The organism is Neotabrizicola sp. VNH66 (assembly GCF_049445895.1).
Taxonomy (GTDB): Bacteria; Pseudomonadota; Alphaproteobacteria; order Rhodobacterales; family Rhodobacteraceae; genus Pseudogemmobacter.
This window is the reverse complement of the sequence record NZ_JBMSDW010000006.1, coordinates 1-19,129: the sequence shown is the minus strand read 5'-3', so window position 1 is coordinate 19,129 and position 19,129 is coordinate 1. Positions and strand designations below refer to the sequence as shown.

Annotated in this window: 25 protein-coding genes; all 25 read right to left on the bottom strand. The window is 64.9% G+C overall.

The window, feature by feature from the left end:
• Positions 1–3: 3 nt before the first annotated feature.
• The 25 genes from ACO2Q5_RS10280 to ACO2Q5_RS10160 all read right to left on the bottom strand — a co-directional run bounded on the left by ACO2Q5_RS10280 (position 4) and on the right by ACO2Q5_RS10160 (position 18,996).
• On the bottom strand, positions 4–1,797 hold the full coding sequence (locus tag ACO2Q5_RS10280) for a nickel-dependent hydrogenase large subunit (protein WP_423290611.1): 1,794 nt from the start codon (positions 1,795–1,797) through the stop codon (positions 4–6).
• Between the two features lie 4 nt (positions 1,798–1,801).
• Positions 1,802–2,887 carry a hydrogenase small subunit gene (locus tag ACO2Q5_RS10275; protein WP_423290609.1) on the bottom strand — a complete coding sequence of 362 codons (1,086 nt, stop codon included), beginning with the start codon at positions 2,885–2,887 and terminating at the stop codon, positions 1,802–1,804.
• Between the two features lie 200 nt (positions 2,888–3,087).
• Complete coding sequence (hypF, locus tag ACO2Q5_RS10270; RefSeq protein WP_423290607.1) at positions 3,088–5,328, bottom strand: carbamoyltransferase HypF; 2,241 nt, start codon at positions 5,326–5,328, stop codon at positions 3,088–3,090.
• A 55-nt stretch (positions 5,329–5,383) separates the two neighbouring features.
• Positions 5,384–6,811, bottom strand: a complete 1,428-nt coding sequence (locus tag ACO2Q5_RS10265; RefSeq protein ID WP_423290605.1) for a nickel-dependent hydrogenase large subunit — start codon at positions 6,809–6,811, stop codon at positions 5,384–5,386.
• Positions 6,808–7,797, bottom strand: coding sequence for a HupU protein (locus ACO2Q5_RS10260; protein WP_423290603.1), 990 nt, complete (start codon positions 7,795–7,797; stop codon positions 6,808–6,810). The genes ACO2Q5_RS10265 and ACO2Q5_RS10260 overlap by 4 nt, the downstream gene beginning before the upstream one ends.
• Positions 7,794–9,125: a sensor histidine kinase gene (locus tag ACO2Q5_RS10255; protein WP_423290601.1), complete on the bottom strand. Its 1,332-nt coding sequence runs from the start codon at positions 9,123–9,125 to the stop codon at positions 7,794–7,796. The genes ACO2Q5_RS10260 and ACO2Q5_RS10255 overlap by 4 nt, the downstream gene beginning before the upstream one ends.
• Positions 9,126–9,319: 194 nt before the next feature.
• Positions 9,320–9,511: a 50S ribosomal protein L30 gene (gene rpmD / locus ACO2Q5_RS10250; RefSeq protein ID WP_423290599.1), complete on the bottom strand. Its 192-nt coding sequence runs from the start codon at positions 9,509–9,511 to the stop codon at positions 9,320–9,322.
• A 4-nt stretch (positions 9,512–9,515) separates the two neighbouring features.
• Entirely contained in the window at positions 9,516–10,073 is a 558-nt protein-coding gene (gene rpsE, locus ACO2Q5_RS10245) for a 30S ribosomal protein S5 (RefSeq protein WP_423290597.1), read from the bottom strand.
• Between the two features lie 119 nt (positions 10,074–10,192).
• Positions 10,193–10,552, bottom strand: a complete 360-nt coding sequence (rplR, locus tag ACO2Q5_RS10240) for a 50S ribosomal protein L18 (RefSeq protein ID WP_423290595.1) — start codon at positions 10,550–10,552, stop codon at positions 10,193–10,195.
• An 11-nt stretch (positions 10,553–10,563) separates the two neighbouring features.
• Positions 10,564–11,097 carry a 50S ribosomal protein L6 gene (gene rplF, locus ACO2Q5_RS10235; protein ID WP_423290593.1) on the bottom strand — a complete coding sequence of 178 codons (534 nt, stop codon included), beginning with the start codon at positions 11,095–11,097 and terminating at the stop codon, positions 10,564–10,566.
• A gap of 10 nt (positions 11,098–11,107) precedes the next feature.
• Positions 11,108–11,506, bottom strand: coding sequence for a 30S ribosomal protein S8 (gene rpsH / locus ACO2Q5_RS10230; RefSeq protein WP_423290591.1), 399 nt, complete (start codon positions 11,504–11,506; stop codon positions 11,108–11,110).
• Positions 11,507–11,519: 13 nt separating this feature from the next.
• Entirely contained in the window at positions 11,520–11,825 is a 306-nt protein-coding gene (gene rpsN / locus ACO2Q5_RS10225) for a 30S ribosomal protein S14 (protein WP_423290589.1), read from the bottom strand.
• Positions 11,826–11,843: 18 nt separating this feature from the next.
• Positions 11,844–12,404, bottom strand: a complete 561-nt coding sequence (gene rplE, locus ACO2Q5_RS10220; RefSeq protein WP_423290587.1) for a 50S ribosomal protein L5 — start codon at positions 12,402–12,404, stop codon at positions 11,844–11,846.
• Positions 12,404–12,709: a 50S ribosomal protein L24 gene (gene rplX / locus ACO2Q5_RS10215; RefSeq protein WP_423290585.1), complete on the bottom strand. Its 306-nt coding sequence runs from the start codon at positions 12,707–12,709 to the stop codon at positions 12,404–12,406. Before rplX ends, rplE begins: the two co-directional genes overlap by 1 nt.
• On the bottom strand, positions 12,709–13,077 hold the full coding sequence (gene rplN, locus ACO2Q5_RS10210; protein ID WP_013066055.1) for a 50S ribosomal protein L14: 369 nt from the start codon (positions 13,075–13,077) through the stop codon (positions 12,709–12,711). Before rplN ends, rplX begins: the two co-directional genes overlap by 1 nt.
• 91 nt (positions 13,078–13,168) lie before the next feature.
• Positions 13,169–13,402, bottom strand: a complete 234-nt coding sequence (gene rpsQ, locus ACO2Q5_RS10205; RefSeq protein WP_423290582.1) for a 30S ribosomal protein S17 — start codon at positions 13,400–13,402, stop codon at positions 13,169–13,171.
• A gap of 11 nt (positions 13,403–13,413) precedes the next feature.
• Positions 13,414–13,614 (bottom strand): 50S ribosomal protein L29, encoded by a 201-nt coding sequence (gene rpmC, locus ACO2Q5_RS10200; RefSeq protein ID WP_423290580.1) that lies wholly within the window; start codon positions 13,612–13,614, stop codon positions 13,414–13,416.
• A 194-nt stretch (positions 13,615–13,808) separates the two neighbouring features.
• Entirely contained in the window at positions 13,809–14,417 is a 609-nt protein-coding gene (locus tag ACO2Q5_RS10195; RefSeq protein ID WP_423290578.1) for an outer membrane protein, read from the bottom strand.
• A 149-nt stretch (positions 14,418–14,566) separates the two neighbouring features.
• On the bottom strand, positions 14,567–15,190 hold the full coding sequence (locus ACO2Q5_RS10190; protein ID WP_423290576.1) for a TIGR02466 family protein: 624 nt from the start codon (positions 15,188–15,190) through the stop codon (positions 14,567–14,569).
• A gap of 678 nt (positions 15,191–15,868) precedes the next feature.
• Positions 15,869–16,282, bottom strand: coding sequence for a 50S ribosomal protein L16 (gene rplP, locus ACO2Q5_RS10185; RefSeq protein ID WP_423290574.1), 414 nt, complete (start codon positions 16,280–16,282; stop codon positions 15,869–15,871).
• 13 nt (positions 16,283–16,295) lie between these two features.
• On the bottom strand, positions 16,296–17,021 hold the full coding sequence (gene rpsC / locus ACO2Q5_RS10180; RefSeq protein ID WP_423290572.1) for a 30S ribosomal protein S3: 726 nt from the start codon (positions 17,019–17,021) through the stop codon (positions 16,296–16,298).
• Positions 17,021–17,401: a 50S ribosomal protein L22 gene (gene rplV, locus ACO2Q5_RS10175; protein WP_423290570.1), complete on the bottom strand. Its 381-nt coding sequence runs from the start codon at positions 17,399–17,401 to the stop codon at positions 17,021–17,023. The genes rpsC and rplV overlap by 1 nt, the downstream gene beginning before the upstream one ends.
• A 3-nt stretch (positions 17,402–17,404) precedes the next feature.
• Complete coding sequence (gene rpsS / locus ACO2Q5_RS10170) at positions 17,405–17,683, bottom strand: 30S ribosomal protein S19 (RefSeq protein ID WP_423290568.1); 279 nt, start codon at positions 17,681–17,683, stop codon at positions 17,405–17,407.
• 3 nt (positions 17,684–17,686) lie between these two features.
• Positions 17,687–18,526, bottom strand: coding sequence for a 50S ribosomal protein L2 (rplB, locus tag ACO2Q5_RS10165; RefSeq protein ID WP_423290566.1), 840 nt, complete (start codon positions 18,524–18,526; stop codon positions 17,687–17,689).
• Positions 18,527–18,831: 305 nt separating this feature from the next.
• Complete coding sequence (locus tag ACO2Q5_RS10160; protein ID WP_423290564.1) at positions 18,832–18,996, bottom strand: hypothetical protein; 165 nt, start codon at positions 18,994–18,996, stop codon at positions 18,832–18,834.
• Positions 18,997–19,129: the final 133 nt, after the last annotated feature.

Sequence of the window (19,129 nt, the reverse complement as noted above, 5' to 3'; positions counted from 1 at the left end):
CCCCTACCGCACTTTGACATGGGCAAGCTCCTGCCCGTCCGGCGCCATCACATGGGTGGAGCAGGCAAGGCAGGGGTCGAAGCTGTGCAGCGTGCGCAGGATTTCGACTGGCTCGTCGGGGCGTTCCATCTTGGTGTCCATCAGGCTGGCCTCGAAGGCGCCGATGTTTCCGGCGGTGTCGCGCGGGCTGCCGTTCCAGGTGGTCGGCACGACGCATTGATAATTCTCGATCCGACCGTCCTTGATCTTGATCCAGTGGCCCAGTGCGCCGCGCGGCGCCTCGGTCGCGCCCACGCCCTTGGCTTCCTTGGGCCAGGTGGAGGGGTCCCACTTTTCCACATTCGCCGTGGTCTGATCGCCGTTCTTGATGTTCTGGATCAGCTTGTCGAAGAAATGCTTCTGCAGCCGTCCGCAATATTCCGATTCCAGTGCCCGCGCCGCGGTGCGGCCAAGGGTCGAGAACAGCGCGTTCAGCGGCAGCCCCATGGTGCCCAGAAGACCGTCGACTTGGTTCTTGATATCCTCATGCCCCTTGGCATAGCCGACGATGTAGCGGGCCAGGGGACCCACCTCCATCGCATGGCCCTTCCAGCGCGGCGCCTTGATCCACGAATATTTCGCGGCCTCGTCCAGCTGTTCGATGTTGGTGCGGGTGCCCTTGGCATTCGGGCCCAGCTCATATTGCGGCTGGGTCACGCCGTCCCAGGGATGCAGGCCCTTGCCCGGCTCGCCATAGGTATACCAGCTGTGATCGACGAATTCCTGCACCTGTTCGGGGTCGCGCTGGTCGACATCATGAACCTCGTTCAGGTTGCCGTTGATGATCGCCCCGCGCGGCAGATGCAGGTTCTCGGCCCGGAAATCATTCGGGTTTTCCGGAATGTCGCCATAGGCCAGACAGGCCTTGGACGACAGCCCGCCGCCGTAAAGCCAGTTCTTGTAGAAGCCGCCGATGGCGATCACATCGGGGATATAGACGTTGCGGTTGAATTCGTTGCACTGGTCGATGATCGAGGAGACGAGGTTCAGCCGCTCCATATTGATCGCGCCGACGCTGCCGGTGCCGTCGATGTTGATCGGGCACGGCACGCCACCCACCAGCCAGTTCGGATGCGGGTTCTTGCCGCCGAAGATGGTGTGGACCTTCACGATCTCTTTCTGAAGGTCCAGCGCCTCCAGATAATGCGTGGTCGCCATCAGATCGGCTTCGGGCGGCAGAAGATAGGCCGGATTGTCCCAATAGCCGTTCTTGAACAGCCCGAGTTGGCCCGATTCCACGAATTTCTTCAGTCGGTTCTGCACATCGCGGAAATAGCCGGGCGAGGACAGCGGATGCGACGGGCTGACCATCTGCTGCAATTCGCTGGTGGCCTTGGGATCGGCCTTCAGCGCGTTGATCGGGTTCACCCAGTCCAGCGCATGCAGGTGGTAGAAATGCACGACGTGATCGTGAATTTCCAGATTCAGCTGCATCATGTTGCGGATGGAATTCGCATTGTCGGGAATGGTGATGCCAAGCGCATCCTCGACCGCGCGAACGCTGGTCAGCGCATGAGTCCCGGTGCAGACACCGCAGATCCGTTCAGTGAAAGCCCAGGCGTCGCGCGGATCGCGGCCCTTCAGGATGACCTCCAGCCCGCGCCACATGGTGCCGGTGGACACTGCGTTGCGGATAATGCCGTTCTCATCCACGTTCACTTCGCAGCGCATATGGCCTTCGATGCGGGTCACCGGGTCCACCACGATGCGGCGGCCGGTGTTGTCGAGGGTAAAGCCGTTCGGCGTGTTGATCGTCATGGCCTCAGCCCTCCACCTTGTCCTGCGTCTTCTTCTGCGCGCGTTTCAGCGCGCTGACGGCGGCATGCACCGCCACCGCGCCGCCCACCACGCCGGCGGCAGCCCCGCCGATCTTGTCGGCATTCGCCTCGACCCCGAAGGCCTTGATGTTGGTCAGCCGGTCGTAGAACGAGCCTTGGTCCCAGAACCCGTCTTCGGAACAGCCGATGCAGCCGTGACCGGACTGGATGGGGAAGCTGACGCCTTCGTTCCAGCGCACGGTGGAACAGGCGTTGTAGGTCGTCGGACCCTTGCAGCCCATCTTGTAGAGGCAATAGCCCTTCTTCGCGTTCTCGTCGTCCCAGTGTTCGACAAACTGGCCAGCGTCGAAATGCGGGCGGCGATAGCATTTGTCGTGGATACGCTGGCTGTAGAACATCTTCGGCCGGCCCTGCCGGTCAAGTTCGGGCATGCGGTCGAAGGTCAGCATATAGGTGATGACGCCGGTCATCACCTCCGCAATGGGCGGGCAGCCCGGCACCTTGATGATGGGCTTGTCCAGAATGACCTTGTGCACCGGGGTGGCGCGGGTCGGGTTGGGCGCCGCGGCCTGCACGCAGCCATAGCTGGCACAGGCGCCCCAGCTGATGATGGCCTTGGCATCCTTGGCCGCATGGCGCAGCTTTTCGACAAAGGGCTTGCCGCCGGTGATGCAGAACATCCCGTCTTCGTTCAGCGGCGGGTTGCCTTCGACGGCCAGAATATACTGGCCCTTGTATTTCTCGATCGTCTCCTCGAACGCCGCCTCGGCCGCATGACCCGCCGCGGCCATCAGCGTATCGTCATAGTCGAGGGAAATCATCGACAGCACCACATCCTTGGCCAGAGGGTGCGCCGAGCGGATGAAGCTCTCCGAGCAACAGGTGCATTCAAGCCCGTGCACCCAGATCACCGGCGTGCGCGGCTTCGTCTCCATCGCATGGGCAATCTTCGGCACGAAGGCCGGGCCAAGGCCAAGCGCGGCCGCGGTCAGCGAGCAGTATTTCATAAAGCTGCGGCGGGTGATCCCCTGCCGCCGCATCACGTCGTAAAAGGTTTCGATCTTCGACACGCCATCCTCCCCTTTTGCCCGGGCGCACCCCCGAAGGGCGGCTCTGCGCGGTATGCCAAGGGATGCCGCGCCGCAGGGGGCCGGGCCAATGGAAATCGGCGGGACAGGAATTTGCGGTTTTTCGCTGTCTGGCCAATTGATTAACAGACAGCTGGCCCGGCCGCCGTGGTCACGGCCTTTGCAGCCGGCAGGACCCCCGGTCAGCCCGCTTCCGCAGCGTCGATATGCCGCGACGCAGCAACCAGCGCCTGCCCCAGTGCCAGCCCGCCGTCATTGGCCGGGGTGGTCCGGTGGGTCAGCACGGGCAGGTCTTTCAGCGCACCGGCGGTCAGGGTCAGAAGAAGTCCGTTCTGAAAGCAACCACCGGACAAGGCGATGGCCGCCGCCTCTCCCCCCTCGACCAGTCGCCGCGCCACCCGGGCAAAGCCGTGGGCCAACCCGGCATGGAACCGCCATGCGATCCGCGCCACGGGCACGCCACGGCGCAGGTCGGCCTGAATCTGCGGCCAAATGGGCGCCGGGTCCAGTTCCTGCCCAATCAGCGGCAGGTCATAGCTGCTGCCATCGTCGGGCGCCTCCGCCGCCAGCGCCTCCAGCCGCATCGCGGCCTCGCCCTCATAGCTCTGGCGCATCGGGCAAAGGCCCAGCATCGCCGCCACCGCATCGAACAGCCGCCCGGCGCTGCTGGACAAAGGCGCGTTCAGCCCCGCCGCGGCCATCCGCCGGATCTGGTCGCGCGGCGCATCGGGGAACAGCGCATCCGCCCAGTCCGCATGGCCCGCCTGATCCAGCCGCATCAGCGCATTGCGCCACGGTTCGGCCTGCGCCCGGTCGCCGCCGGGCAAGGGCGCAGGGGTCAGCATGGCCCGCCGTTCGACCCCGCGGTAGTTGCCCAACAGGACCTCGCCGCCCCAGACCGTGCCATCCGGGCCAAGACCCAGCCCGTCCAGGATGATCCCCGCGACCTTGCCGCCGTCCAGCGGCCAGAGATTTTCGCCCAGACAGGCCGCCAGATGGGCGTGGTGGTGCTGCACCCGCGTGACCGGCAGGCCAGATGCCTCGGCCGCCTGCGTGGCGCGGAACCCGGGGTGCAGGTCGCAGGCCGCGACCGTGGGCCGGTGGTCGAACAAAGCCGCGCAATCGTGCAGGGTGCGGGCGTATTCCTCGGCCGTCAGCGCATCGTCCAGATCGCCCAGATGGTGCGACAGCATCGCCTGCCCGTTTTTCGTCAGGCAGATCGCCGCCTTCATCTGCCCGCCGAAGGCCAGCACCTGTGGCGCGGCTTCGAACCCCGGCGGCAGCGGCAGCGTGCCCGGCACCCGCCCCCGCGCCCGGCGGATCACCATGGGCGGATCGGCCCGCTCCACCCCGTCATCCAGCCGCCGCGCAATCTGGCGGTCATGCATCAGGAACCCGTCGGCAAAGGCCGACAGCTTCTCCCGCGCCTCCTCATTGCCGATCACCTGCGGTTCCCCCGACAGATTGCCCGAGGTCATCACCAGCACACCGTCGAATTCCGCCAGCAGCAGATGGTGCAGCGGCGTATAGGGCAGCATCACGCCCAGCTGCCGCATGCCCGGCGCCACGCCCTCGGGCAAGGGCGCGCGGCCCGCCACCAGCACGACCGGCGCCGCCGGATCGGCCAGCAGGGTGCGGTCGGCATCGGTCAGGTGGGCCAAAACCTCCAGCATCGGCAAAGTGCCCATCAGGGCAAAGGGCTTGGCGGGCCGCCGCTTGCGCCCGCGCAAGAGCGCCACGGCCGCCGGATTTCCCGCATCGCAGGCCAGATGGAACCCGCCCAGCCCCTTGACCGCCACCACCCCGCCCGCCCGCAGCACGCCTGCGGCCTGCGCCAGCGGACGGCCCGCAGCCGCTTCCCCTTCATACCACAGCCGCGGGCCGCAGGCGGGACAGGCCACCGGCTGGGCATGGAACCGGCGGTCCGCGGGATCGGCATATTCCGCAGCACAGTCGGGGCACAAAGCGAAAGGCGCCATCGTGGTCTTCGCCCGGTCATAAGGCAGCCCGGTCAGGATGGTGAAGCGCGGCCCGCAATGGGTGCAGTTGGTAAAGGCATAGCCCTGCCGCCGCCCCGGCGCGAAAACCTCTTCCCGGCAGGCGGGGCAGGTCGCGGCATCGGGCGTCACCCGCGTCTCGGCCCCCTGCCCGCGGCTTTCGGCGATCACGAACCCCTCGGGCGCCGTCTTGAAGACATGCGGCGCCACCTCCACCGCATCCACCCGCGCCAGGGGCGGCGCCTGATCGCGCAAGGCCCGCGCGAAATCCTCCAACGGCCCCGCCACCAGCACCAGAACCCCTTCGGGATCATTCAGGACCAGCCCGCGCAGGCCCCGCGCCCGCGCAAGCGACCAGACGAAGGGCCGGAACCCCACGCCCTGCACCTGCCCCCGCACCCTTATGGAAAATCCCGGCTCATTCATCTGTTCATAAATATCCCGGGGGTCCGGGGGCTGGCCCCCGGCCCGCGGGTTCCCCCTAGTGCACCGTGCAGACCATGCAGGGATCGAAACTGCGCACGATGTGCTGCACGCTCAGCGGCGTCGTCTCGCCTTCTGCCACCACGGCCCCTTCCAGCGCGGCCTCCACCGGCCCCGGCACCCCCGCCGCATCGCGGGGCGAGAAGTTCCAGGTCGTCGGCGCGACGATCTGATAGGCGGCGATCCGGCCCCGCTCGATCCGCAGCCAATGGCCAAGGGCGCCCCGCGCCGCCTCGACCAGCCCCTCGCCCGTGCCATCGCGCAGCACCACCGGGCCGGACATGAAACTCTCCTCCGGCACGATCCCCTGCGCCAGCTCCTCCATCAGCACCTGCGTCCGGGCCAGTTCCAGAAGCCGCCCGGCCACCCGTGCCAAGACGCCACCGGGGCGCGCCAGATCGCGGGCCAGCGGGTGGCCGTCGATCACCTGCCGCGCCAGCGCCCCGGTCTCGAACGTCCGGCCCGCCAGCCGCGGCGCCTTGCACCAGCTGTAGGCCTCGTCCCGCATGTCTTCATCCGGTTCGGTCATGCCTTCGGACGGGTGCGCGGTCGCGCCGAGCATCCAGGAATGGCTCAGGTCCTCGGCAATCGCCGCGGTATCCAGCGCGCGCGCCCCGCCGTCCCAAAGACCCGGAGCAAAGCCGTGGCCGCCCGCCAGAGGATAGGCGCCGAAGGACAGGAACCGCCCGCTGCCCTGCCCCATGGTGCCCAGATCAAGATCAGCGGCGATCTCCAGAAACAGCCCGGCATCGCCGCGGGTCCAGCCCATCAGCGCGGCCTGCGTCTCCAGCGCAGCAAAAGCCTCGACGGGGGCGCCGAAGACCATCTGTTCCAGATGCCTCCGGAACCCGGCCAAAGTCGCCAGAATGCGCAGCCGGTCGCGTGCCGTGGGGGCACGGGTCACGCCGCCCGGCTGAATGGCCAAAGTATGCGGCCATTTCCCCGCCAGAAGACCCAGAATATGCATCAGCTGCGCCCGCGCCTCGACCGTGGCGCGCTGTGCGCTGCCCGCCATCGCGGTAAACCGCTCCACCGCGCGGGCGTGCCACGGCCGCCCGGCATAGGCTGGACGGGTGAAATCCGGCATGAAGAACAGGTTGAAATGGGTCAGGTGGTCACTGATATTCTCGATCGCGTGGATCAGCGCGGCCACCCGTTCGCCCTGTGGCGCAGGCTCCATCCCGCAGGCCATGGCCAGCGCGCGCGCCGCCGCCGCCGACTGGCTGATCGAGCAGATGCCGCAGATCCGCGGCACGATGGTCAGCGCATCGCGCGGGTCCTTGCCGGGCAGCATGCGTTCGAACCCGCGATAGAGCGGCGAATTCACCCGCGCCGCGGCCACCCGGCCCTCGCGGATGTCCAGCCGGATCTCCAGATCCCCCTCCACCCGGTTGAACGGACCGACGATCAGGCGGCCTTCGGTCATCGGGGTTTCCGCAGGGTGGGCGGCACGGCCACGCGGTCGGCCACGGCGTTCTTTGCGATCCGGTCGGGCGTGGCGGCCTTGGACAGGCTCGCCAGTGCCATGAACCACGCCTTCGGCATGTCGGTGGGCAATCCCACCGGAATGCCCGCGATCTTGGGCGTTTCGGTGAAGATGTGGCGCGGCTCCTCGAATTCGGGCGCGGTGCAGTTGATGCAGGGATATCCGCCGCGGGTGCAGCTGCCGCCGCCGTTCCACGGGCGGATGTTGCAATCCCCCACGGCCTGCGTGCCGATGCAGCCCAGATGTTCCATCATACAGCCCATCTCGGACAGGCTGCGGGCGCTGGCCTTGTATTCGTAGAACTCGTTCTTCGGGCAGGCATGGTGGACCAGATGGTCGGCATAGAACCGCGGGCGGCCCAAGGCATCCAGCGCGGTAGCGGGCAGCGCGCCCGCGGACAGGAGGAGCAGCGTCTCTGTCACCCAGTCCGGATGCGTGGGGCAGCCCGCCACATTGATGACGGGCAGGCCGCTGCGGGACCGGAACTCCGCCGGTAGCGCGCCGCCGGGATGGGCGCCGTCATATTGCACGCCGACCGAGTCCGACGGGTTGCCGCCCGCGGTGGTGATCCCGCCATAGGTGGCGCAGGTCCCCACGGCCACCACATCCCGCGCAAGGGGGGCCAGCCGCCGGACCCAGTCCAGCATCGGCACTCCGGTGCCCGACAGGATATGGTACCGCCCCGTCCCGCGTGGCCCGGTGGCGATGGAGCCTTCGATGCAGAGGACATCCAGCGCCACCTCGCCTGCCTCGATCGCGGCAAGAATCCCCTGCACTTCGGTGCCGGTCTCAAGGCTGAGCGCGGGGTGCCACAGGAACCGGATGCCCGCCCCGGCCAGCAGGTCGAAGACGTTCGGCCCCTCGGCGCACAGCAGCGACATGGTGCAGCCACCGCAGCCCGCCGATTGCAGCCACAAAACGTTCATGCCGCGCCCTCCGCCAAGGGCAGGTCCAGCCGGAAGCTGGCCCCCTCGGCCGCGGGCGGCAGGGTCAGACGGCCACCATGTTCCTCGGCGATCTTCAGGCTGATCGACAGGCCCAGCCCGGTGCCATGGCCCACGGGTTTGGTGGTGAAGAACGGGTCGAAGATCATCGCCGCCGTCGCCTCGTCAATTCCCGGGCCGTTGTCGGCCACCGTCAGCACACCGCGCCCGGCCTCGGCCATCAGGGTCAGCCGGATCAGCGCACCCTGGCGGCCCGCAACGGCATCCACCGCATTCTGCACCAGATTCATCACCACCTGCTGGATATGCCCGGGCCGCCCGCGCACCATCACCGGGGCGGGCGCCTCGATCCGCAGGTCGGGACGGTCCGCCGTGCCGCGCAGCACCCATTGCGCGGCGATCCGGGCGGTTTCCGTCAGGTCGAAGCCCACCATCTCTCCGGTGCCATCGGCCGACAGCCGCCGCAGGTCCTCGACAATATCGCGCACCCGCTCGGCCCCTTCGCGGGCGCCATGGACGGCATCGCGCAGGTTCCGCAGCTCGCGGTCCAGCCGCAGCTCTTCGCGCAGATCCACCAGCTCCTCACGGCTGGCCCCGGCCTGAACCCGCTGGAAATAGGTCTCGAACTTCGCGGCGTAGCGTTCCAGCGCATGGGCATTGGCATAGACAAAGCTGATCGGGTTGTTCAGCTCATGCGCCACCCCGGCCAAGAGGCGACCCAGCGAGGCGAGCTTCTCGCCCCGCACCAGCTGGGCCTGCGCGGCCTTCATCTCGGCATGGCTCTGTTCCAGCTGCGCATAGGCGCGGCGCAGCTCGCCCACCGGGCGCCCGGTCAGCACCATGCCCGCCACGCGCCCGCGGTCATCCAGCCGCGGCGACAGCACCGCCTCTACCGGCGCGGGTTCGGCAGGGGTCAGCAGCGCGAAATCCAGCTTGCCGGGGCTGCGGCTGCGCGCCACCTGCGCCAGCAGCGCCTGCACCGGCGCGCGGTCCTCGGGCCGCACCAGTTCGGCCAGGGGCCGCCGGGCCAGCGCCACCGCGGTCGAGCCGATCATCGCCGTGACCGAGGCATTCACCTCTTCCACCCGCCCCTCACGGTCCAGCACCACCAGCACATCCGACACCGAAGCAAAGACCGAGGCGAGGAATTGCCGCAGCGCCTCCAGCTCGCGGTTCTGCCGTTCCAGCCGTTCCTGATGCGCCACCAGTTCGGAATAGGTCCGGTCCACCGCAGACAGCACGTCGTTCCAGGCGCCATCGGAAAATTCCGCGGCGCCCGGGGGCAGGGCTGGCTCTGGGCTGACGGTCATCGCTCCTCCTGCCGCCATGCGACACCCGGGGGCGGCCCGCGTCAAGGGGGCGCGGCGCCGCCCCCGGCCGGCCCGTTGGGATCCAGACACCAGCCCGGTCGGGCCGGAGGGGCGACCGAAAGCCGGGCCGGAGAATGCCAAAACGCCCCGGCCTTGCGACCGGGGCGTTCTGTATGTTCGGAAAAAGCGGAAGCTCAGCCGCGCTCTTCGATGATCTGCACGAGGTGCGCGATCTTGTTCACCATGCCGCGCACAGCCGGGGTATCTTCCAGCTCACGGGTGCGGTTCATCTTGTTCAGGCCCAGCCCCTTCAGGGTCGCGGTCTGGACGGCCGGGCGACGGGCGGCCGAGGCCACCTGCTTCACAACGATGGTTTTCTTCGACATGGTCTCAGGCCTCCACCGCTTCGCCTTCCGGCTTCTTCAGGATCTCGGCCACCTTCTTGCCGCGGCGCGAGGCCACGGAGCGGGGCGAGGCTTCCTTCTTGAGGCCTTCGAACGTCGCACGGATCATGTTGTAGGGGTTCTGGGTGCCGATGGACTTGGCCACCACGTCCTGAATCCCCACCATTTCAAAGACGGCGCGCATCGGGCCGCCGGCGATGATCCCGGTACCGGGAACGGCGGTCCGGATCACGACCTTGCCGGCGCCATGACGGCCCTCGATGTCGTGGTGCACGGTGCGCGCATCTTTCAGCGGCACACGGATCATGTTGCGCTTGGCCTGCTCGGTCGCTTTCCGCACCGCTTCCGGCACTTCCTTCGCCTTGCCCTTGCCAAAGCCCACGCGGCCGCGCTGGTCACCCACCACGACGAGAGCTGCAAAGCCAAAGCGCTTGCCGCCCTTCACGGTCTTCGAGACGCGGTTGATCGCAACGAGACGATCCGCGAATTCCGGGGTCTCTTCGCGCGCTTCGCGGCGATCCCGGCGTTGTTCACGTTCTGCCATAAGGCATTCCTTTTCGTGATGGCGTGTCCGGCACGCCCTATTGAACCAATCCTGGTGAGACACGCCCGAAGGCGCGCTCCCGGATCATCGGGGCGGCGCTGAGGCACCGCCCGCAGGGATCAGAACTTCAGGCCGCCCTCACGGGCTGCATCGGCCAGAGCCTTGATCTTGCCGTGGAACAGGAAGCCGCCGCGGTCGAAGTAGCACTCTTCCACGCCAGCCGCCTTTGCGCGCTCGGCAATCGCTGAACCGACCTTGGCGGCCGCCTCGACGTTGTTCTTGCCGACCACACCCAAGTCTTTCTCCAGCGACGAGGCAGCAGCGACGGTCACGCCCTTCACATCGTCGATCAGCTGAACGCTGATGTTCTTCGACGAGCGGTGGACGGACAGCCGCAGACGGCCAGCCGAGGAGGCCTTCAGTTTGTTCCGAACGCGCAGGCGGCGCTTCAGGAACAGCTCTCTTTTGTTCAAAGCCATTTTTGCGCCCCTTACTTCTTCTTGCCTTCCTTGCGGAAGACGAACTCACCCCGGTAGCGGATACCCTTGCCCTTGTAGGGCTCGGGCTGACGCCATTCGCGGATGTTCGCCGCCACTTGGCCGACCTGTTGCTCGTCCATGCCCTCGACCACGATTTCCGTGGGCTTCGGGGTCGCGACGGTCACGCCCTTGGGAACTTCGAAGTTCACCTCATGCGAGAAGCCGAGCGACAGCTTCAGAACGTTGCCGGTCATCGCAGCGCGATAGCCGACGCCCTGAATGTCCAGCTCCTTCTTGAACCCGGTGGTCACGCCGGTGACCAGGTTCTCGATCATGGAGCGGGTCATCCCCCATTGCTGGCGGGCGCGCTTGGACAGGCCACGCGGGGTGACCTTCACTTCGGTGCCCTCGACCGCGATGGTGACATCGTCGGTCGCGGTGAAGCTGCGGGTGCCTTTCGGCCCCTTCACTTCGATGGTCTGGCCCGAGACCGAGGCGGTGACGCCTTTGGTCAGGGCGACGGGCTTCTTGCCGATACGAGACATTGCACCCTCCTCAGAACACGGTGCAGAGCACTTCGCCGCCAACATTGGCAGCCCGTGCGCTTGCATCGGTCAGAACACCCTTCGGGGTGGAGACGATCGCCACGCCAAGGCCGTTGCGGACCTGCGGGATATCGTTCACGCCCATGTACACGCGGCGGCCCGGCTTCGACACCCGCTTCAGTTCGCGGATGACCGGCTCACCTTCGTAATACTTCAGGGAGATGGAGAACTCGCCTTGACCGTTAGAGGTCTCAGCCTTTTCGTAGCCACGGATGTAGCCTTCCGCCAGAAGCACGTCCAGAACGCGGGCCCGCAGCGTGGACGCCGGGGTGATCACGGTGGACTTGCCGCGCAGTTGCGCGTTGCGGATGCGGGTCAGCATATCGCCGAGAGGATCGTTCATCGACATTTGTCTTCCTCCCTTACCAGCTCGACTTGACCATGCCGGGGATCTGGCCGAACGAGGCCAGCTCGCGCAGCATGATCCGCGACAGCTTCAGCTTGCGGTAATAGGCGTGGGGCCGGCCCGTCAGCTGGCAGCGGTTGTGAATCCGCGTGGCCGACGAGTTGCGCGGCATCTCAGCCAGTTTCAGAGACGCCTTGAAGCGCTCTTCCATCGGCTTCTCTTGGTCATTGATCACCGCCTTCAGCGCAGCCCGCTTGCCGGCGAATTGCTTCACCAGTTTCGCGCGCTTCACTTCGCGGTTCACCATGGATTTCTTAGCCATGAATCAGGTTCCTCGCGATCAGGCCGAGAACGGCATGTTGAAGTGCTTCAGCAGCGACTTCGCTTCCGCATCGGTCTTGGCCGTGGTGCAGATGATGATGTCCATCCCCAGAACCTCATCGACTTTGTCGAAGTTGATTTCCGGGAAAACGATGTGCTCTTTCAGGCCCATGGCATAGTTGCCACGGCCGTCGAAAGCCGTGCCCTTGACGCCGCGGAAGTCGCGGACGCGGGGCAGTGCCACGTTGATCAGCCGATCAAGGAATTCATACATCCGGTCACCGCGCAGGGTCACCTTGGTGCCAAGCGGCATCTCTTCACGGACCCGGAAGCCGGCGATCGACTTCTTGGCCTTGGTGATGACAGCCTTCTGACCAGCGATCTGGGACAGTTCCTCAGAGGCCTGCTTGACCTTCTTGGTGTCCTTGACCGCTTCGCCGACACCCATGTTCAGGACGATCTTGTCCAGCTTGGGGATCTGCATGTCGTTCTTGTAGCCGAATTCTTCCTTCAGGGCCGCACGGATCGTGGCCTTGTAGGCTGCCTTCAGACGCGGGGAATAGGCTTGGGTATCGAGCATCAGATCGCCTCCCCGGTGGTCTTGGCGTAGCGGACCTTCTTGTCACCTTCCACACGGAAGCCGACGCGGGTCGCCTTGCCGTTCTTGTCCATCAGGGCAAGGTTCGACAGGTCGATCGGCATGGCCTGCGGGATGCGGCCGCCTTGCGAACCGGCAGACTGCTTGGTGTGGCGGATGGCGATGTTCACGCCTTCGACGACGGCCTTGTTGTCCTTGGGCGAGACGGAGGTGATTTCGCCCTTCTTGCCCTTGTCCTTGCCGGTCAGAACGACGACGGTATCACCCTTCTTGAGCTTGGCAGCCATTACAGCACCTCCGGCGCAAGCGAGATGATCTTCATGAAGTTCTTCGCGCGCAGCTCGCGGACGACCGGCCCGAAGATACGGGTGCCGACCGGCTCGCCCTGATTGTTCAGGATGACGGCGGCGTTACGGTCGAAGCGGATGGCGGTGCCATCTTCGCGACGGACTTCCTTGGCGGTGCGGACGACAACGGCCTTGCGGACGTCACCCTTCTTCACGCGCCCTTTCGGAATCGCTTCCTTCACCGACACCACGATGATGTCGCCGACCGAAGCATAACGGCGGTGCGACCCGCCCAGAACCTTGATGCACTGCACCCGGCGCGCGCCGGAGTTGTCAGCAACATCCAGATTCGTTTGCATCTGGATCATTTGGTTTCTCCCGACCTTCGGGGACAGCCAATGCAAGCTGCCCCGGGGTTTCGCTCAGTTCAACTGGAGCGATGGAGAGGGTTGAGTTACCTCAGCCCTCTACCACCACGGTCCAGCGTTTCGTCTTCGAGATCGGCGCGCATTCCTCGATGCGGACAACGTCGCCAACCTTGAACTTGTTCTCCGCGTCGTGGGCGCGGTATTTCTTCGACTTGCGGACGGTCTTCTGCAGCAGCGGGTGCTTGAAGCGACGTTCCACCAGAACGGTGATCGTCTGTTCGTTCTTGTCCGAGGTCACGGTGCCTTGCAGGATGCGCTTGGGCATATCTCAGTTCCTCACTTCGCAGCTTCGGCGGCTTTTTGGCCGAGAACGGTCTTGATCCGCGCCACTTCGCGGCGCACCACACGCATGCGCGCGGTGTTCTCAAGCTGGTTGGTCGCTTGCTGGAAGCGCAGGTTGAAGGCTTCTTTCTTCAGGGCGACCAGCTGATCACGCAGCTGGTCCGGGGTCTTCCCGGTCAGTTCCTTGGCGCTCATCGCGCTTTTCCTTCTTCACAATCGCCAGACGGCCCCCCTTGCAGGGTCACCGTGAGCCTGGCGGATCAATGGCAAACCACCGAATCCGAGTCGCCCCGGAACCGTGGATGGGGCCGTATAGGGGGAAAGGGGCAAAGGGGCAAGGGAAAGTTGGGGCTGCCCCCTTCCGAGGGCAGGGACTGGATCGCCGCCGTTCAGAACCTCAGGTTGAGACGCAGATCCAACTGCTGCGGCTTGATGTCGATTCCCTGCGCGGCGCTGTCAGCCGATGAGAGGTCGAAGTTCGTGACCGCCAGCCCGACCGAAAGCCGGTCGTTCAGCCGGTGGTCGAAGCCGATCCCATAGGCGACCCCATCGTAATCCGCCTTGGCACCGCCAATCTCATAGCTGGAAATCGCATAGCCTATCCGTGCATAGACAATGCTTTTCTTCCACGCATAGCCAAGCCGCCCGGTCAGGGCGACCATTCCGTCCCCTCGCACCTCGCGTCCGTTGATGGTGTCATCGGCGCCTTTTGAATAGGCAAGCTCCACACCATAGACGACATGGCCGGACTGGCGGGAATAGCCGATGAACGCGGCGCTGGTGGTATCGTCCAGATCAAAGTCGCGGATCGCATCGGCGATCTTGCCGCCCAGGCTGCCATAGCCCAGCCCCACATAGAACCCCGACCAATCAGCAATATCCGGGGGCAGGACAGGTACCCCCCGTTCTGCAACGACGGGATCCATTCCATCGGCATAAGCCGGGTTCAGCCCGGAAAGGGCGATGATGGCGGCTAGCACGGCGCTTTTGTGTGACATGGCTGAACGTCCTGTTCCATCAGGACAATTCAACAAAACGCGATCTGGTTCCGTGACGCCGGCGGGCAAGCCCTGTGGCTCCGAGGACGAACCCTTTTGTTCCGCGCCACAGTCTCGCTACCCGGAAGACGTAATGGAGGGGCCGCCCCTCACGCCCAGCCGTAATTGAAGCTGACCGAGATCCGCTCTTCCTCGGACATGTTCATCGGCACCTCATGCCGCAGCCAGCTTTCCCAGAGGAGCACATCGCCCACCTTCGGCGTGGCGTAGTGGAACCGTTGGCGGTCCTCACCGGCGTTCTTGCGCACCAGGGGCGCCGTCATCATCATCGGCAGCCGCGGGTCTTCCAGCTTCAGCGCCCCTGCCCCGTCGGGCATGGCGACATAGGTGGTGCCGGAGATCACGGAATGCGGGTGGATATGGCTGGAATGGGTGCCGCCTTCCGGCAGGATGTTGATCCAGAGCGAGTTGCACTTCAGCTTTCGCCCCTGCAGGTCGAAGCCCAGATCGTCGCAGAAGGCGGCGACATGCTTGTCCAGCACCTTTTCCAGCGCGCCGAAGATCGGGAACCGCCAGGGCAGATCGGCCAGCGAGGCATAAGAGGTGTAGCCCGGATAGCCGTTGGCCTCGCACCATTCCTGCCCGGCCTCGTCCTCCTCGGCAATCGCCTCGCAGGAGGCGTGGAGTTCGGCATAGTCCACCTTCTTCTTCGCCAGCTCATTCAGCGCAGCACGGTAAAGGCGGGTGACGAAAAGCGAGGTGATTTCGGCCATGGCGGGGTCCTTTGCGAAGGCGCAGGTCTGAGCTAGCAGGCGACCGTCGGATTGAAAAGGTGCACGCCGCGGCAAGTTCCACTGACCGGCCGTGCCGTGCCTGATATATGCGAACTCACGCGGTCAATGCAGGAGGAGTGTGATGTTCAGCGTCACGCCGGACAATCGTGCGGACTACTACAGGTACCTTGCCCGGCTGAACTATGAGGCAGCCTTGGCAGCGGATGATGTTATTGGCCATATCCCAGGGTATGAAAGCGCTGCGCCTCCTCCGGTCATGGTGCTTTGCGCCCACTGCATAGAGCTGTCCCTCAAAGCCTTTCTGCTGAAACAGGGGATGTCCGAAAGACGTGTCCGAAGCGCAAATCATGACCTTGTTGCCGCATGGAAACTTTGCGTCGAATATGGCGCAGAACCTGATCTACTTGATCGCGGCACGCTGAGTTTGATGGCTGATCTGTTGAAAAGTGGCCGCGCTATGGCGAATCCAGTTCTCTGGGGGCGGCCCCGGCTTTCGGTCCGCTTCAGGAGATATGTGAGGCCTGCCTCACCCTGTGCCGTGCGCCGTCATGGGAGGATATTGTGTGAGGCCCTTGGCCCGTTAAACAGAAACCCCCGCCGTTTCCGGCGGGGGTCTGTTCTGCGAGATGTCGGGGCGGGCAGTCCGCCCCGGCGTCCTTACCAGTCTTCCTTGGCGACGATGCGCGAGGTGACCGGCAGCTTCATGGCGCCAAGGCGCAGGGCCTCACGCGCGATGTCTTCGGCCACGCCGTCGATCTCGAACATGATGCGGCCGGGCTGGACCTTGCAGGCCCAGTAGTCGACCGACCCCTTGCCCGAGCCCATCCGGACTTCGACCGGCTTGGCCGAGACCGGGGTATCCGGGAAAATACGGATCCAGACACGGCCCTGACGCTTCATGTGACGGGTGATCGCGCGGCGGGCCGCTTCGATCTGACGGGCCGTCACACGCTCCGGCTCGGTCGCCTTCAGGGCGAAAGAGCCGAAGTTCAGCAGGAAACCGCCCTTGGCTTCGCCATGGATCCGGCCCTTGTGCATCTTGCGATACTTGGTGCGCTTCGGTTGCAGCATTGTCTTCTACTCCTTACGCGCGTTCGCGGTCGCCGCGCTCACGACGGGGGCCACGCGGGGCCGGGCCGTCCTGGGCTTCGGTCATACGGCGGTCATGCGCCTGCGGATCGTGCTCAAGGATTTCGCCTTTGAAGATCCAGACCTTCACGCCGATGATCCCGTAGGGGGTTTCGGCTTCCGACAGCGCATAGTCGATGTCGGCACGGAGGGTGTGCAGCGGCACGCGGCCTTCACGGTACCATTCGGTCCGGGCGATTTCCGCGCCGCCCAGACGGCCGGCCACGTTCACGCGGATCCCAAGGGCACCCATGCGCATCGCGTTCTGCACGCCGCGTTTCATGGCGCGACGGAAGGAGACGCGGCGTTCCATCTGCTGGGCGATCGACTCGGCCACCAGCTGGGCATCGACTTCCGGCTTGCGGACTTCGACGATGTTCAGGTGCAGTTCCGACTTGGTGAAAGCGCTGAGCTTCTTGCGCAGCGTTTCGATGTCGGCGCCCTTCTTGCCGATGATCACACCCGGACGCGCCGAGTAGATCGTCACGCGGCACTTCTTGTGCGGACGTTCGATCACGACCTTCGAGATGCCGGCCTGCTTGGCTTCCTTGTGGATGAACTCGCGCATCCGCAGGTCTTCCAGCAGCAGATTGCCATAGTCTTTCGACTCGGCGAACCAGCGGCTGTCCCAGGTGCGGTTCACCTGGAGGCGCATGCCAATCGGGTTAACCTTCTGTCCCATTATGCCGACTCCCCGGTCTGACGCACCTTGATGGTGATTTCGCTGAACGGCTTCATGATCTTGCCGAACCGGCCGCGGGCCCGCGGACGGCCGCGCTTCATCACCAGGTTCTTGCCGACCCAAGCCTCAGCGACGACCAGATTGTCGACGTCCAGACCGTGGTTGTTTTCGGCGTTGGCGATGGCCGATTGCAGAACCTTCTTCACTTCACCGGCGATGCGGCGCTTCGAGAAGGTCAGGTCGGCAAGCGCCTTTTCCACCTTCTTGCCGCGGATCAGACCGGCGACAAGGTTCAGCTTCTGCGGGCTGGTGCGCAGCATGCGGGCGATGGCCTGAGCCTCGTTTTCGGCCACGCGGCGCGGATTCTTTTCCTTACCCATGGCTTACTTCCTCTTGGCTTTCTTGTCGGCCGCATGGCCGTAGTAGGTGCGGGTCGGCGAATATTCGCCGAACTTCTGACCGATCATTTCTTCGGTGACCGCAACGGGGATGTGCTTCTTGCCGTTGTAGACGGCAAAAGTCAGCCCGACGAATTGCGGCAGGATGGTGGACCGGCGCGACCAGATCTTGATCACTTCGTTCTTGCCCGACGCGCGCGCGGTCTCTGCCTTCTTCAGCAGATAGCCATCGACGAACGGGCCTTTCCAGACGGAACGTGCCATGGATTAGCGCCCCTTCTTCTTGGCGTGACGCGAGCGGACGATGAACTTGTCCGTCGCCTTGTTGGTGCGGGTGCGGGCGCCCTTGGTGGGCTTGCCCCACGGGGTGACCGGGTGACGGCCGCCCGAGGTCCGGCCTTCGCCGCCGCCATGCGGGTGGTCGATCGGGTTCATCGCAACGCCGCGCACCGTCGGGCGGATGCCCTTGTAGCGCATACGGCCCGCTTTGCCGAAGTTCTGGTTCGAGTTGTCGGGGTTCGACACGGCACCGATGGTGGCCATGCATTCCTGACGGACCAGACGCAGCTCGCCCGAGGACAGGCGGATCTGGGCGTAGGACCCGTCACGGCCGACGAACTGGGCATAGGTGCCCGCGGCGCGTGCCAGCTGGCCGCCCTTGCCGGGCTTCAGCTCGACGTTGTGGACGATGGTACCGATCGGCATGCCGCTGAAGGGCATGGCGTTGCCGGGCTTCACGTCGACCTTGGCGCCTGCGACAACGGTGTCGCCCACGGCCAGACGCTGCGGGGCCAGGATATAGGCCAGCTCGCCATCGGCATACTTCACCAGCGCGATGAAGGCGGTGCGGTTGGGGTCATATTCGATGCGTTCGACGGTTGCCGCCACATCCCACTTGCGGCGTTTGAAATCCACGATGCGGTAGAGGCGCTTGGCCCCGCCGCCCTGGTGGCGCACCGTGACACGTCCGAGGTTGTTGCGGCCACCCTGCGACACCAGACCTTCGGTCAGCGCCTTGACAGGACGTCCTTTGAACAGCTCCGAACGGTCGATCAGAACCAGCCCGCGCTGGCCAGGCGTCGTCGGTTTATACGACTTGAGTGCCATGTTTACTGTCTTCCGTTTGCTTCTGGACCGTCACCTTGCCGTTGCCGGCTGCAGCGATGATCCGGGGTTAAGGGCTCCGAAGATCCCCGGTTCGACTGCCCGCGCCGATGTGAAACCGCATCAGCCCGGACAAAACCAAGAGCCCCGGACGAATCCGGGGCTTCTGGTGTGGGGGTGCAGTAGCAGACGGGGGACGGGGGGGCAATGCCTTGCAGAGAAGATTCTCGTCTCGCAAGGTAGATGGACTACGGCAGGCCCGGGCGCTTGGCGCCGAAGCAAGGCAATGGTTGTAGGCTTTTAAATCTTCAGCCGTATAACTCTTCCCAAGCGGCTACTTGTTGCTCCAAAGTGTAGAGCATCATTTCGTAGTCATCTGCCCATTCCGAGAATGACTTGCTTCTCAATCCTTCAAGGATTTCGGCGGGCATGGTTGGATGGTCAAAATTGAAGAACTTCGGAGCAGCTTCCATCTGCGCCGTATGCGGCGGCCGCGCCCCATTGGATTATCGCTTGCACGGCGAGTTCGGAGTGATGGCAGAGGTCTGTTCGTAGCTCACAGTGGGCTACTTGATGAGCTCATTTCGTCAGGCGTCGCATGTAGGG